Source organism: Streptomyces sp. NPDC059166 (genome assembly GCF_042755185.1).
Taxonomy (GTDB): Bacteria; Actinomycetota; Actinomycetes; order Streptomycetales; family Streptomycetaceae; genus Streptomyces.
On record NZ_JBHZCI010000041.1, the window covers coordinates 1 to 13814 of the forward strand.

General features: G+C 71.3%; 12 protein-coding genes and 1 pseudogene. 8 read left to right on the top strand and 5 right to left on the bottom strand.

Going from position 1 to position 13814, the window contains the following annotated elements:
* The 5 genes and pseudogenes from ACFXOA_RS26160 to ACFXOA_RS26180 form a co-directional block, all read right to left on the bottom strand.
* Positions 1 to 146: pseudogene (locus ACFXOA_RS26160) on the bottom strand (2-oxoacid:ferredoxin oxidoreductase subunit beta); the annotation flags it as partial.
* Positions 139 to 2094, bottom strand: coding sequence for a 2-oxoacid:acceptor oxidoreductase subunit alpha (locus tag ACFXOA_RS26165; RefSeq protein ID WP_385033351.1), 1956 nt, complete (start codon positions 2092 to 2094; stop codon positions 139 to 141). The gene ACFXOA_RS26165 and the pseudogene ACFXOA_RS26160, both read right to left, overlap by 8 nt.
* Positions 2095 to 2381: 287 nt before the next feature.
* Positions 2382 to 3041 carry a response regulator gene (locus tag ACFXOA_RS26170; protein WP_385033466.1) on the bottom strand — a complete coding sequence of 220 codons (660 nt, stop codon included), beginning with the start codon at positions 3039 to 3041 and terminating at the stop codon, positions 2382 to 2384.
* Positions 3042 to 3230: 189 nt separating this feature from the next.
* Entirely contained in the window at positions 3231 to 4586 is a 1356-nt protein-coding gene (locus ACFXOA_RS26175; RefSeq protein WP_385033354.1) for a sensor histidine kinase, read from the bottom strand.
* A 338-nt stretch (positions 4587 to 4924) separates the two neighbouring features.
* Positions 4925 to 6124: a sensor histidine kinase gene (locus tag ACFXOA_RS26180; RefSeq protein WP_385033357.1), complete on the bottom strand. Its 1200-nt coding sequence runs from the start codon at positions 6122 to 6124 to the stop codon at positions 4925 to 4927.
* Positions 6125 to 6327: 203 nt separating this feature from the next.
* Between ACFXOA_RS26180 and ACFXOA_RS26185 the strand changes: the two genes are divergently transcribed.
* The 8 genes from ACFXOA_RS26185 to ACFXOA_RS26220 all read left to right on the top strand — a co-directional run bounded on the left by ACFXOA_RS26185 (position 6328) and on the right by ACFXOA_RS26220 (position 13790).
* Positions 6328 to 6729: an NADH-quinone oxidoreductase subunit A gene (locus ACFXOA_RS26185; RefSeq protein WP_362554975.1), complete on the top strand. Its 402-nt coding sequence runs from the start codon at positions 6328 to 6330 to the stop codon at positions 6727 to 6729.
* Positions 6720 to 7400, top strand: coding sequence for an NADH-quinone oxidoreductase subunit B (locus tag ACFXOA_RS26190; RefSeq protein WP_385033360.1), 681 nt, complete (start codon positions 6720 to 6722; stop codon positions 7398 to 7400). Before ACFXOA_RS26185 ends, ACFXOA_RS26190 begins: the two co-directional genes overlap by 10 nt.
* 203 nt (positions 7401 to 7603) lie before the next feature.
* Positions 7604 to 9040, top strand: coding sequence for an NADH-quinone oxidoreductase subunit C (locus tag ACFXOA_RS26195; RefSeq protein ID WP_385033469.1), 1437 nt, complete (start codon positions 7604 to 7606; stop codon positions 9038 to 9040).
* Complete coding sequence (locus ACFXOA_RS26200) at positions 9037 to 10005, top strand: NADH-quinone oxidoreductase subunit H (protein ID WP_385033363.1); 969 nt, start codon at positions 9037 to 9039, stop codon at positions 10003 to 10005. Before ACFXOA_RS26195 ends, ACFXOA_RS26200 begins: the two co-directional genes overlap by 4 nt.
* Positions 10005 to 10691, top strand: a complete 687-nt coding sequence (locus ACFXOA_RS26205) for a NuoI/complex I 23 kDa subunit family protein (RefSeq protein ID WP_385033366.1) — start codon at positions 10005 to 10007, stop codon at positions 10689 to 10691. Before ACFXOA_RS26200 ends, ACFXOA_RS26205 begins: the two co-directional genes overlap by 1 nt.
* Positions 10688 to 11347, top strand: coding sequence for an NADH-quinone oxidoreductase subunit J (locus tag ACFXOA_RS26210; protein WP_385033369.1), 660 nt, complete (start codon positions 10688 to 10690; stop codon positions 11345 to 11347). Before ACFXOA_RS26205 ends, ACFXOA_RS26210 begins: the two co-directional genes overlap by 4 nt.
* Positions 11347 to 11790 carry an NADH-quinone oxidoreductase subunit NuoK gene (gene nuoK / locus ACFXOA_RS26215; RefSeq protein ID WP_385033372.1) on the top strand — a complete coding sequence of 148 codons (444 nt, stop codon included), beginning with the start codon at positions 11347 to 11349 and terminating at the stop codon, positions 11788 to 11790. Before ACFXOA_RS26210 ends, nuoK begins: the two co-directional genes overlap by 1 nt.
* A complete protein-coding gene (locus ACFXOA_RS26220) occupies positions 11787 to 13790 on the top strand; it encodes an NADH-quinone oxidoreductase subunit L (protein WP_385033375.1) in 2004 nt (667 codons plus the stop codon). Before nuoK ends, ACFXOA_RS26220 begins: the two co-directional genes overlap by 4 nt.
* Positions 13791 to 13814: the final 24 nt, after the last annotated feature.

Consider the following 13814-nt stretch of genomic DNA (forward strand, 5'->3'; position numbering starts at 1 on the left):
GGCATGAAGCCCTGGACGGCGGCGAGGACGGCGTAGTCACCGCAGCCCGGGCACCAGCGGACCTCCTGGTCGGACTTGAAGTCCTTCATCGACTGCTTGCCCTCGGCCTTGGGCACCAGCTGGAGGAGGTGGTTGGCGTCAGGCATCGATGGCCTCCTTGAGGGCGGTGGCGAGCTGCTCGGCCTTGAAGGGCATGCCGTTGACCTGGTTGTAGGACTGGGCGTCCACGAGGTACTTCGCCCTGATCAGCATGGCGAGCTGTCCGAGGTTCATCTCCGGGACCACGACCTTGTCGTAACGCTTCAGGACCTCGCCGAGGTTCTTCGGGAAGGGGTTGAGGTGGCGCAGGTGGGCCTGGGCGATGGTGTCGCCGGCGGCGCGGAGCCGGCGGACGGCCGCGGTGATCGGGCCGTAGGTGGAGCCCCAGCCCAGGACGAGGGTGTTCGCGTCGGCCGGGTCGTCGACCTCCAGGTCGGGCACGGTGATGCCGTCGATCTTGGCCTGGCGGGTGCGGACCATGAAGTCGTGGTTGGCCGGGTCGTAGGAGATGTTCCCGGTGCCGTCCTGCTTCTCGATCCCGCCGATCCGGTGCTCCAGGCCGGGGGTGCCGGGGATGGCCCAGGGGCGGGCGAGGGTCTGCGGGTCGCGCTTGTAGGGCCAGAACACCGCGGTGCCGTCGGCGAGTTCGTGGTTGGGTCCGGTCGCGAACCGGGTCCGCAGGTCGGGCAGACTGTCGAGTTCCGGGATCCGCCAGGGCTCGGAGCCGTTGGCGAGATACCCGTCGGACAGCAGGAACACCGGGGTCCGGTAGGTCAGGGCGATCCTCGCGGCGTCCAGGGCCGCGTCGAAGCAGTCCGCCGGGGTACGCGGTGCGACCACCGGGACGGGGGCCTCACCGTTGCGCCCGTACATCGCCTGCAGCAGGTCCGCCTGCTCCGTCTTCGTCGGCAGACCCGTCGAGGGGCCGCCGCGCTGGATGTCGATGATCAGCAAAGGCAGTTCCAGCGAGACCGCCAGGCCGATCGTCTCCGACTTCAGCGCCACACCCGGACCCGACGTCGTCGTCACCGCGAGGGACCCGCCGAACGCCGCCCCCAGCGCGGCGCCGATCCCGGCGATCTCGTCCTCCGCCTGGAACGTGCGCACACCGAAGTTCTTGTGCTTGCTCAGCTCGTGCAGGATGTCGGAGGCCGGGGTGATCGGATACGACCCCAGATACACCGGCAGATCCGCCTGCCGGCCCGCCGCGATCAGCCCGTACGACAACGCCAGATTCCCCGAGATGTTGCGGTACGTGCCCGTCGGGAAAGCCTGCGACGCCGGGGCCACCTCGTAGGAGACCGCGAAATCCTCCGTCGTCTCACCGAAATTCCAGCCCGCCCGGAACGCCGCCACGTTCGCCTCCGCGATGGCCGGTTTCTTCGCGAACTTCGACCGGAGGAATGTTTCCGTCCCCTCGGTCGGACGGTTGTACATCCAGGACAACAGGCCCAGCGCGAACATGTTCTTCGACCGCTCGGCCTCCTTACGGGAAAGACCGAATTCCTTCAACGCCTCGATCGTCAACGTCGTCAACGGCACCGGATGGACGTTGTAGGCCTCCAGCGACCCGTCCTCCAGAGGCGACCGGTCGTATCCCACCTTCGCCATCGGACGTTTCGTGAACTCGTCCGTGTTCACGATGATGTCCGCACCGCGCGGCACATCGGCGATATTCGCCTTCAACGCCGCCGGATTCATCGCGACCAGCACGTTCGGCGCGTCACCCGGCGTCAGGATGTCATGGTCCGCGAAATGCAGCTGGAACGACGACACACCCGGCAGCGTCCCGGCAGGCGCCCGGATCTCGGCCGGGAAGTTCGGCAACGTCGACAGATCGTTCCCGAACGACGCCGTCTCCGACGTGAACCGGTCACCCGTCAACTGCATGCCATCACCCGAATCACCCGCGAAACGGATGATCACACGATCCAGACGACGGACTTCCTTCTCGGTGGCGCCCGCGCGATCGATGTGAGGGGCGCGCTGCTCCCCGACGACAGCCTCGCTGGCCTCATCGGACTTTCCGGCTGGGCTACTGACCTGGCTGGTCACTGAACTGGACCTCCCTCGGGGCGGCGGCTCGGGACCGGCCGGCCCGCCGGCGGTCCAGTGCACCACCCTACTTCTGTAAGGGTCGCCTTCCTCGGACCGGTCAAATGGTGGACGCGTTTCCGGCGCGCGAATGCGTCACGCTCCGCCATATTTCCGGATCCGTTCGGGTTACCGGGCGCCTCCGTGGCGCTTGTCCTTTCGCTCGGGCCCGGTGCTGAACTCCGCTGCGGTGCTGATCATCCGGATCGCTGCGATGCCCGGATCATCGTGGGTAGATCATCGCTTCGTCACGAGTTCAGATAAGTCAGAACGGCGAGAACGCGTCGGTGATCCCCGTCACTGGGCGCGAGGCCCAGTTTCAGGAAGATGTTGCTGACGTGCTTCTCCACGGCCCCGTCGCTGACCACCAGCTGCCGGGCGACGGCCGAATTCGTCCGCCCCTCCGCCATCAGACCGAGGACCTCCCGCTCACGGGGTGTCAGCCCGGCCAGGACGTCCTGCTTGCGGCTCCTGCCGAGCAACTGGGCCACGACCTCCGGGTCCAGGGCCGTGCCTCCGCGCGCCACCCGCACCACGGCGTCCACGAACTCCCGGACCTCGGCGACCCGGTCCTTCAGCAGGTAGCCGACCCCTCGGCTGCTGCCCGCCAGCAACTCGGTGGCGTACTGCTCCTCGACGTACTGCGAGAGGACCAGCACCCCGATGTCCGGGTAGTCCTTGCGCAGCCGTACCGCCGCACGCACCCCTTCGTCGGTGTGGGTCGGGGGCATGCGTACGTCGGCGACCACCACGTCCGGTGGCGTGTCCGTCCCGGCGAGGTCACTGACGGTCTTGAGGAGCGCCTCGGCGTCACCCACCCCGGCGACCACCTCGTGCCCGAGATCGGTCAGCAGCCGGGTGAGCCCCTCCCTGAGAAGCACCGAGTCCTCGGCGATGACGACCCTCACTCTTTCCTCCACGACCCTGCGTCCCCCACTGTCGGTGTCACCTGTGCACGCGGCCGACCGCGCGGCCCCTGGCAGCCCAGCATTCCAGTATCGGCTCCCGGATGTGCGGTACACCGGCGTTCGCGTCCCTCCGGTCACGCCTCGGTGCCCCGGACACCGGGAGGTGTCCGGGGCACCGAGGCGACGGCCTCATCCCCGCCAGGGCAGCTCCGCGGTGACCGTAGTCGGGCCGCCGGCGGGCGAGTCGACGACGAGGACTCCGTCCACCGCGTCCAGCCGCTCGGCGAGCCCGGCGAGCCCGCCGCCCGCCGTCACACCCGCACCGCCCTGCCCGTCGTCGGTGACCTGGAGCATCAGCCGGTCCGCGGCACGCCAGACGTCGACCGAGGCCCTGGTGGCGCGGGCGTGCTTGCTGACGTTCTGAAGCAGTTCGGAGACCGTGAAGTAGGCGATGCCCTCTATGGCCTGGGCCGGCCGGGTCGCCAGGTCGACCTCGACGCCGACGGGGACGGTGCAGCGGGAGGCGATGGCGGAGAGGGCGGCGTCGAGTCCGCGGTCGGTGAGGACGGCGGGGTGGATGCCGCGGGCGAGGTCGCGGAGTTCCTGGAGTGCGATCTTGACCTCGCCGTGGGCTTCGTCGACCATGCGGGCGGCTGCTTCGGGGTCGGCGGTGAGTTTCTCCTTGGCCAGCCCGAGATCCATGGCGAGGGCGACGAGCCGGGCCTGTGCGCCGTCGTGGAGGTCGCGTTCGATGCGGCGCAGGTCGGCGGCGGCGGTGTCCACGACCACCCCCCGGTCCGACTCCAGCTCCGAGACCCTGGTCGCCAGCCGGGAAGGTCCCAGCAGCCCCAGCACCATCAACCTGTCCACGGACACCAGCCCGCGGACGATCCACGGCGTGAGCAGTACGAGGGCGAATCCCAGAGCGCTGGTGAGCGCGATCTCCGGAGCCGAGTCGATGTAGACCTGGTGCGTCGCGTCGCCGTACAACTGGATGCCGTCGATTCCGGCGTACGCGGGGAAGACCCATTGCCACAGTGGATAGGTGAACGCCGCCCAGCCGTACGCCCAGAACGTCACGGCGACGGTGAACGAGAAGGTCGCCCACGGCATGTGCAGCATCGCGTAGAGCAGGTGACGCCAGGACACCCCGCTCCTGAGCACCGCCCCGACCCAGGACATCAGGCCGCCCGTCCGCCCCCGTGCCGGGGCCGGATCCGAGATCTCCAGCTTCAGCAGGCCGCGCGAGCGGGCCCGTTCCACGACGCCGAAGCCCCGGCACACCGCCAGCGCGGCGGCCAGCACCGGGATGCCGAGGAAGGTGATCAGCAGACCGAGGCCCAGCGACACCATGGTCACCGCCACGGCGAACAGGACGACGCTGATCGGCAGGCCCAGGAGCACATAGCCCAGTTCGCGCCAGGCGCGTGCCTCGAAGGGGGCGCGCAGCGCCGTGGGGAGGACGTGCCTCTCCGGGGCGCCTCCGCCGTGCCCTTGACCGTGCCGGTCGCGGTCCCGCGTGTTCGCTCCGTATGCCGTGGCCATCACTGGTCTCCGTCCGTTTCCTCTGGGCGGGAACTCCCCGCGGGGTTCTTCTGGGCGGGAACTCCCCGCGGGTACTTCCGGGCGGGAACTCCCGCGGGTACTTCCGGGCGGGAACTCCCGCGGGCCGATCCGACGGCCGATACCTCAAGAGTGCGGTGTCCCCCGCGGCCGCACCATGAGGGCGGTCGCCGTATCCGGCCGGGGGTTTTCCCCACCCGGGCCACTGCGTGGTGACGCCGGCGAGGCGTCCGGTCCCGGGGCAGTGCCCCGGCCGGGGCGATCCGTGCGGCACCCGGCCGTGCCCGGTCCGGGGCGATCCGTGCGGTTCCCGGCCGGGTTCACCGTGCGGTGCTCCCCGCCGGCCGTACGTCGGCGCGGTCCCGCCAGGGCAGTTCCGCCGTGACCGCGGTGGGGCCGCCCTCCGGGGAGTCCAGCACGAACAGGCCGTCCACCGCGCCCAGCCGCTCTGCCAGCCCCGACATGCCCGTACCCCCGTCGAGCCGGGCCCCGCCCTGCCCGTCGTCGGTGACCTGGAGCATCAGCCGGTCGCCGGAACGCCAGACGTCGACCGAGGCCCTGGTGGCGCGGCTGTGCTTGCTGACGTTCTGGAGCAGTTCGGAGACGGTGAAGTAGGCGATGCCCTCGATGGCCTCCGCCGGCCGTGCCGGGAGCTCCACCGAGACCGTCACGGGGACGGTGCAGCGGGAGGCGATGGCGGAGAGGGCGGCGTCGAGTCCGCGGTCGGTGAGGACGGCGGGGTGGATGCCGCGGGCGAGGTCGCGGAGTTCCTGGAGTGCGATCTTGACCTCGCCGTGGGCTTCGTCGACCATGCGGGCGGCTGCTTCGGGGTCGGCGGTGAGTTTCTCCTTGGCCAGCCCCAGGCCCATGGCGAGGGCGACGAGCCGGGCCTGTGCGCCGTCGTGGAGGTCGCGTTCGATGCGGCGCAGGTCGGCGGCGGCGGTGTCCACGACCACCCCCCGGTCCGACTCCAGCTCGGCGATCCTGGCCTCCAGTTCGTCCGAGGGGGAGAGCAGCGCCCGTGCCATCGCCCGGTCCGCGTTGCCCATCCCCCGGGCGATGTAGGGCAGCACCGGCCAGAGCACGAACAGGCTCACCAGGGTCACCACGAACGTCGCCACCCCCCAGGGGAGGCGGATGAACGAATACAGCAACGCCCGCCAGCCGACCGGGTCCTTCAGACCGGACCACAGCCGGCCGAAGAAACCCTGGTCACGCCGGGCGTGGGCCAACGGGCTCGGCTCGTCGATCCTCACCCCGAGCAGTCGCCGTGCCCGGCCGCGCTCGGCCCTGCCCAGCCCACGCGCACCCCGCAGTCCCAGCGCCAGCAGCGGCAGGCCGATCACCGTGACGGAGAGCCCGGCGCCCAAGGAGACGATCACCACGGCGTACACGAACCCGGCGACCGACATCGGCAGATTGGCCAGAAGGTGGGCGACCTCCTTCCACGTCCACCGGTCGTAGGCAAGGCGCGGGGGCGGCGGCCGGTCGCCGTCCGGTGGTGGGGAACTCGTCGTCATACGACCAGCCTGCCGGGCCGGACCCGCGGATGCCATGGGGTTCGTGGGTGGCGGCCGGTGGGGATAACCCCACCCCGCGCCGGACCCCTCGCGCCCCCTCCGCCCCGCCTGTAGGGCGACGCGGCTGCTTACCGTCTCTTTAACAGGGCCTAGACTCCCGTGCGTACAGACCGTCGAACAGGTTGAGGGAGCGAGGGGCGGACGTGGCGGACCTGACCGGACCGACCGTTCTCGCGTCGGACTACTTCCGGAGCTACTCGGTCGTCGGGCTGCTCGCCGTCGTCGGCGTGCTGTTCGTAGCCGTCGCCTTCGGCGCCGGCCGTCTGCTGAGGCCCGTGGTCCCGACGCCGGAGAAACTCCTCACGTACGAGTGCGGGGTGGACCCCGTGGGGGAGGGCTGGGCCCACACCCAGGTTCGCTATTACGTGTACGCCTTCCTGTACGTGATCTTCGCCGTCGACTCGATCTTCCTGTTCCCGTGGGCGACGGTCTTCGCGGCCCCCGGTTACGGGGCGACGACGCTGGTGGAGATGTTCATCTTCCTCGGTTTCCTGGCCGTGGGACTGCTCTACGCATGGAAGAAGGACGTCCTGACATGGGCGTGACGAGCCGGCCGAACACCGGATCCCCAGCCGCCGGATCCCCAGCCCCCGAATCCTCAGCCGCCGAATCCTCCGTGCCGCTGCCCGACCCGGTGCGGCTTCCCGAGCGGAAGTCGCTCGGCGTGCTGTCCCGCCTCGCGCCGGAGCCCATGAAGGTGGTCCTCAACTGGGGGCGCCGTTACAGCCTCTGGGTCTTCAACTTCGGACTCGCCTGCTGCGCCATCGAGTTCATCGCCGCCTCCATGGCCAGGCACGACTTCATCCGCCTCGGCGTCATCCCGTTCGCCCCCGGACCGAGGCAGGCCGACCTGATGGTCGTCTCCGGCACGGTCACGGACAAGATGGCCCCGGCCGTGAAGCGCCTGTACGAGCAGATGCCCGAACCGAAGTACGTCATCTCCTTCGGTGCCTGCTCCAACTGCGGCGGCCCGTACTGGGACTCGTACTCCGTGACGAAGGGGGTCGACCAGATCATCCCCGTCGACGTCTACGTCCCCGGCTGCCCGCCCCGGCCCGAGGCGCTCCTCCAGGGCATCCTCAAGCTCCAGGAGAAGATCGCCCGCGAGTCGCTCGCCGACCGCTACGCCACGGCTGACACCGGCCGCCCGTCCGCCGCCGCGCTGCGCAGCCCGCTCGTCGCCGCCCCGAAGCCGCCGAAGGGGGAGGGCGAGTGACCGCCCCGGACAATTCCGGCGCCTCGAACGCTTCGGGTGCCTCGGACACCTCGGATGCCCGGGGCATCTCGGGTACTCCGGGTTCTTCCGGGTCCTCCCGCGCCTCCGGCGCCCCCGGGACGCCGGACTCGTCGGGAGCCCCGGATGCTTCGCGAGCCCCGGACACCTCGGGTGGCGGGGACGCCCCGGACGTCTACGACCGGCTGCCCGACGCCGTCACCGACGTCTTCGGCGCGGACGCCACCGCCGCCCGTGCCTACGACCTGCTGACCGTCGACGTACCCGCCGCCTCCTGGACGTCCGCCCTCGAAACGGCGCGCGACGAACTGGGCTGCACCTACTTCGACTGGCTGAGCGCCGTCGACGAGCCGGGAACCGGCTTCCGCGTCTGCGCCCATGTCGCGGCCGTGGGGGACGGCACGGTGCGCCGCCTGCTCGTCCGTACGACCGTCCCGCACGACGCGGCGTCGTTGCCCACCGCCGTCGGGGTCTACGCGGGCGCCGCGTGGCACGAGCGCGAGACCCACGAGATGTTCGGCGTCGACTTCGACGGCCACCCCGACCTGGCCCCGCTGCTGCTGCCCGAGAACTTCGAGGGCCACCCGCTGCGCAAGGACTTCGTCCTCGCCGCCCGCGTCGCCAAGGCGTGGCCCGGCGCGAAGGAGCCGGGCGAGTCCGAGCACGGCGGCCCCAAGCGGCGCACCATGCTGCCGCCCGGCGTGCCCGACCCCAACGAATGGGGCCCGCTCAAGGGCCAGCTCCCGCCTGCTCCCGCCAGGCCCGCCCGAGGAGCCCGCGCGGCGGGCGAACGCCCGGTGCGCCGGGCCCGCAGCGCGAGTGAGGGCTCGGCGGCCCAGCGGGCGGACGTCGCCACGGGCACTCCGGACGCCGCGACAGCCCCGGAGCCGACCGAGGCGCCCCGGACGGCTCCGCCACGCCGCAGCCGCAGTGCCTCGCAGGGCTCGGCGAGCCAGGCCGCCGGACCGAAGCCCCCGGCCTCCGGTGCCGAGGGCGGCGACGCGAACGGCTCGGCCACGACGGGCCCGGGTGCGGCGCCCGCCGCCGGCGCGCGTGACGGCCGCGAGGCGGCACGGCCGGGCGGCGGCGCGGCGAGCAGTGCGGACGCACCCTGGCACGACGCGCGGCCCGCGTTCGACGAGACCCGGAAACGGCCGTCCCCGGATCGCGAGCCCTCGCGGGGCGTGGAGCCGGCTCCGGACCGCGATCCGTCGAGGGGCGTGGAGCCGGCCTCGGACCGCGAGCCCCCGGTGGCTGATTCCGCTCCGGGCCCGGCGCCCGCGTCGGAGGGTGACGGCTCACCCCAGGTCGCTCCGGACTCCACCGGGCAGGAGCAGGCCGGCGGCGACGGCTCCACCGCCGCTGCCGAGCGAACCGCCGACCGCCCCGAAGGCCCCGACACCGACGGTTCCGAGGCCCGTGAGGGCACGGACGGCTCCGAGGCCCGTGAGCGCACTGACGGCCCCGAGGCCCGTGAGGGCACGGATGGCCCCGAGGCCCCTGAGCGCACGGACCCCTCCGAGGCCCCTGAGCGCACGGACCCCTCCGAGGCCCCTGAGCGCCCCGGCGGCCCCGGACGTACCGACCACCCCGACCGACCCGCCGGAGGCGATACCGCGTGAACGACGTACTCGACGTCGCCCTCCGCCTCGTCATCGTCTTTGCCGTCTTCATGGTGGTCCCGCTCGTCGTGGGGCAGGCCGAGCACAAGGTGATGGCCCACATGCAGGGCCGCCTCGGTCCCATGTACGCCGGTGGTTTCCACGGCTGGGCCCAGCTCGTCGCCGACGGGGTGAAGTTCGCGCAGAAGGAGGACGTCGTACCCGCCGAGGCGGACCGCCGTATCTTCCAGCTCGCCCCGGCCGTCGCGCTGCTCCCGTACCTCCTGGTGCTCGTCGCCGTTCCGATCGGTCCCGGTGAGGGGGCGGTCGGGCAGGTCGTCGACGCCGGCATCTTCTTCGTGCTCGCCGTCATGGGCGTGGGCGTGCTCGGCTCGCTGATGGCGGGCTGGGCGTCCGCCAACAAGTTCTCCCTCCTCGGCGGACTCCGGACCGCGGCGCAGCTCCTCGCGTACGAACTGCCCATGCTGCTGGCCGCCGCCTCCGTGGCGATGGCCGCGGGTACGGTCTCGCTGCCCGGCATCCTCGACGCCTTCGAGTGGTGGTGGCTGCCCTGGCAGATAGTCGGCGCCCTGGTGTTCTTCGTCGCCGGACTCGCCGAACTCCAACGGCCGCCCTTCGACATGCCGGTTGCCGACTCGGAGATCATCTTCGGCGCCTACACCGAGTACACCGGCCTCCGCTTCGCCCTGTTCCTGCTCGCGGAGTACGCGGGGATCGTCGTCCTGTGCGGGCTGACGACGGTGCTCTTCCTCGGCGGATGGCACGGCCCGATGGGCGCCGACGGCCTCGGCTGGGTCTGGACCCTGCTGAAGACCGGAGTCCTCGCCTTCGTGGTCATCTGGCTCCGGGTCACCTATCCCCGTCTGCGTGAGGACCAGTTGCAGAAGCTCGCCTGGACCACGCTCATCCCCCTCGCCCTCGCGCAGATCGCGCTCACCGGCATCGTGAAGGTGGCGATCAACTAGTGCCCCCGATCCCCGGCTCAGGCCTGGCCAAGGGCCTCGCCGTCACCCTGCGGACGATGACGAAGCGCACGGTCACCGCCCAGTACCCCGACGTGCAGCCCGAACTGCCGCCCCGCACCCGCGGGGTCATCGGACTGTTCGAGGAGAACTGCACGGTCTGCATGCTCTGCGCCCGTGAATGCCCCGACTGGTGCATCTACATCGACTCCCACAAGGAGACGGTGCCCGCCGCCACCCCCGGCGGCCGCGAACGCAGTCGCAACGTCCTCGACCGCTTCGCGATCGATTTCGCCCTGTGCATGTACTGCGGTATCTGCATCGAGGTCTGCCCGTTCGACGCGCTGTTCTGGTCGCCCGAGTTCGAGTACGCCGAGACGGACATCCACGAACTCACCCACGAACGGGACAAGCTCCGCGAGTGGATGTGGACCGTCCCCGAGCCCCCGGCGCTCGACCCGGGCGCCGAGGAGCCCAAGGAGATCGCCGCGGCCCGGAAGACGGCCGACAAGCTCCGCGCCGAGGAAGCCGAGCGGGCGCAGGAAGCGCAGCGGACGGCTCAGGGGACGGCGCAGGCCGAGGACGCGCAGGACGCCGAGCGGGCGCAGGAGACGCGGCAGGCAGAGCGGGCGGACCGGTCGGGCCAGGACGGTCAGGGCGGCCAGGGCGGCCAGGAGGTGCAGGAGTGATTCTCGCGGCCGCTGCCGGCCATCCCGGCTTCCTCTCACCCACCGGCGTCGAGATCGCCTTCGTGCTCGTCGGAATCGCCACCCTGGGCGCAGCCCTCGTCACCGTCACGACCAGGCAGCTCGTGCACGCCGCACTCTGGCTCGTCGTGGCCCTCGGTGGCATAGCAGTGGAGTACCTCCTGCTCACCGCCGAGTTCATCGCCTGGGTGCAGGTCCTCATCTACGTCGGTTCGATCGTCGTCCTGCTCCTCTTCGGGCTGATGCTGACCAGGGCCCCCATCGGCCGTTCACCGGACGCCGACTCGGGCAACCGGTGGATGGCCGTCGGCGCCTCGGCCGCCGCGGCCGGTGCACTCGTCTGGGTCGTCGTGGACGCCTTCCGTGCGACCTGGATCGACCTGGACGGCCCGGCTCAGGGCTCGACCAAGGTCACCGGCGCCTTCCTCTTCAGGCACTGGGTACTGCCCTTCGAAGCACTCTCCGTACTGCTGCTCGCGGCTCTCGTGGGCGCGATCGTGCTGTCACGCAAGGACCGTGACGGCACCGGTGACCGGGCAGGCAGTCCGGACCGTCCCGGCGGCACAGGTGCCCCGGGCCATGACAGGGACCGGGCCGGCAGGCGAGAGCCCGACGCCCGGCGGGAGGACAAGAGCTGATGCATCTCGCCTACCCGGCCGTACTCGCCGTCCTCCTCTTCTGCACCGGGCTCTACGGAGTGCTCGCCCGCCGCAACACGATCCTCGTCCTGATGGCCGTGGAGCTGATGCTCAACGCCGTCAATCTCAACCTGGTCGCCTTCGACGTCTGGCTCCGCGACACGCTCCACTCGGGCCAGGCGCTCACCCTCTTCACGATCGCCGTCGCCGCGGCCGAGATCGGCATCGGCCTGGCCATCGTCCTGGCCGTGTACCGCAACCGCGGCAGCTCGGACATCGACCGTCTCCGTGACACCGCGGAGACCGACGACGCCGAGACGCTCCCGGACGACGCCTACGCCGATGCCGACGGAGACCCCCACGGGGACGCCCACGGGGACACCACCGCAGACCAGGCCACTGCTCCGGCAGGGAAGGCAAAGAAGGCAGAGGCCACCGCGTGACCACCACGACCCTCGCCGTCCTCGTCCCCCTCCTCCCCTTCCTCGGAGCCGCCGCCGGTCTGCTCCTGGGCCGCGGTGCCCCCGGCTTCGTACGCCCCCTCGCCGTCCTCCCGACGCTCACCGCCGCGGCCCTCGCCGTCGTCGTGGCCGTACGCCAGGGCGGCGGGCGGTCCATCGACGCCGCGACACAGCTGACCCCCACAGGTTCCGTCCCGATCGACCTGGCGCTGCACCTGGACGGCTTCGCCGTGCTGGTCGCCGTGCTGGTCGGACTCGTGGCCACCTGCGTCCAGATCTACTCGACGGCGTACCTCAAGGACGACGCCCGCTACCCCTCCTACGCGGCCCTCGTCTCCCTCTTCACCTCCGCGATGCTGCTCGTCGTCTACTCCGGCGACCTGATGGTGCTCCTGGTCGGCTGGGAGATCATGGGCATCTGCTCGTACTTCCTGGTCGGGCACTACTGGGAGACCCCCGAGGCCCGCGCCGCATCCCTCAAGGCCTTCCTGGTCACCAAGCTCGGTGACGTGCCATTCCTCATCGGCCTGTTCGCGCTCGCCGCGGACACCGGCACCTTCCGCATCACCGGTGTCCTGGCCGCCGTCACCAACGGCGGACTCGACCACCCCACCCTCGTCGGACTGCTGCTCCTCGCCGGTGTGGCGGGCAAGTCCGCGCAGTTCCCGCTGCACACCTGGCTGCCCGACGCGATGGCCGGCCCCACCCCCGTCTCCGCGCTCATCCACGCCGCGACGATGGTCGCCGCCGGCATCTACTTCGTGGCCCGGCTCCTCCCGGTCTTCACCGCCTCCGGTGCCGTCCTCGTCGTCCTCGCCGTGATGGCCGCCGTGACCATGATCGGTTCAGGGCTGGCCGCCCTGGCACAGGACGACATCAAGCGCGTCCTCGCCTACTCGACCATCGGCCAGCTCGGCTACATGTCCGGCGCCCTCGCCGTCGGTGACCGCGGGGCCGCCGTCTTCCACCTCCTGTCGCACGGTGCGTTCAAGGCCGTCCTCTTCCTCGCGGCAGGCGTCGTCATCCACGCCGCCGGGACGAACTCGCTGGCCGCCATGTCCCGTATGAGCGGCCTCACCAGGCGCATCCCCGACGCCTACTGGACGATGACCGTCGCCCTGCTCGCGCTCGCCGCCATTCCCCCCTTCGCGGGCTTCTTCTCCAAGGAAGCAGTCCTCGTGGCCGCCGAGCACACAGCCTTCGGCGACCGCGACATCGCCCCGGCCACGGCCGGATGGACGATCCTCGTGGCAGGACTGGCCGCCGCGCTGCTCACCGCCGCCTACGCGACCCGCCTGTGGCTACTCGCCTTCCGGGGGCGCGGCCCCCAGACCCCGGACCACGGCAGGCAGCCCGTCGCGATGACCGCCGTCCTCTGGGTCCTCGCCGTCCCCACGATCGCCTTCGGACTCACCGCGGGCGCCCTCACGGACTGGTTCGACGGACACGAACTCACGCCCTCGCTCACCACTGCCGTCCTCTCCACCGGGGTGGGGCTCGTCGGCGGACTCGTCACCTACGGGGCCTGGCGCCACACCACCGCGATGGGCGGCGACCGCCCCCCGGTCGGCGCCGTCGCCGCACACCCGGACGCGGAACCGGCCCTCGTCGAGGCGGAGGCGATCACCTCCCACACCGCCGCCTACGGCACCATCGCGGACGCCCCGGACCCCTCGGACCCCGGACGCCTGCTGCTGGGCCCGCTGCACCGCCACGCGGTCACCGGCTTCCACCTCGACGCCCTCTACACCGCCGTTCTCGTGCGGCCCACGAAGGCCGCCGCACGGCTCGTCCGCTTCCTGGACCGCGAGGTCGTCGACACCTACGTGCGGGGCTCGGCCGGCACCGCACGCGGCCTCGGAACCCTGATCCGCCGCGCCCAGACCGGCAACGTGCAGACCTACCTGGGAGCCCTGCTCGCGGGAACCCTCGTCCTGGCGGTCGCCGCCGTCGTCCTTGCCAACGTCTACGCCGGGGCGTGAGCCGTGTTCGATATCAGCGCATCC

Bases quoted from the DNA above. Each gene is read 5' to 3' on its own strand.
- ACFXOA_RS26175 (WP_385033354.1), bottom strand. From the start codon at position 4,586: ATGGCCACGGCATACGGAGCGAACACGCGGGACCGCGACCGGCACGGT.
- ACFXOA_RS26180 (WP_385033357.1), bottom strand. From the start codon at position 6,124: ATGACGACGAGTTCCCCACCACCGGACGGCGACCGGCCGCCGCCCCCG.
- ACFXOA_RS26190 (WP_385033360.1), top strand. From the start codon at position 6,720: ATGGGCGTGACGAGCCGGCCGAACACCGGATCCCCAGCCGCCGGATCC.
- nuoK (WP_385033372.1), top strand. From the start codon at position 11,347: ATGCATCTCGCCTACCCGGCCGTACTCGCCGTCCTCCTCTTCTGCACC.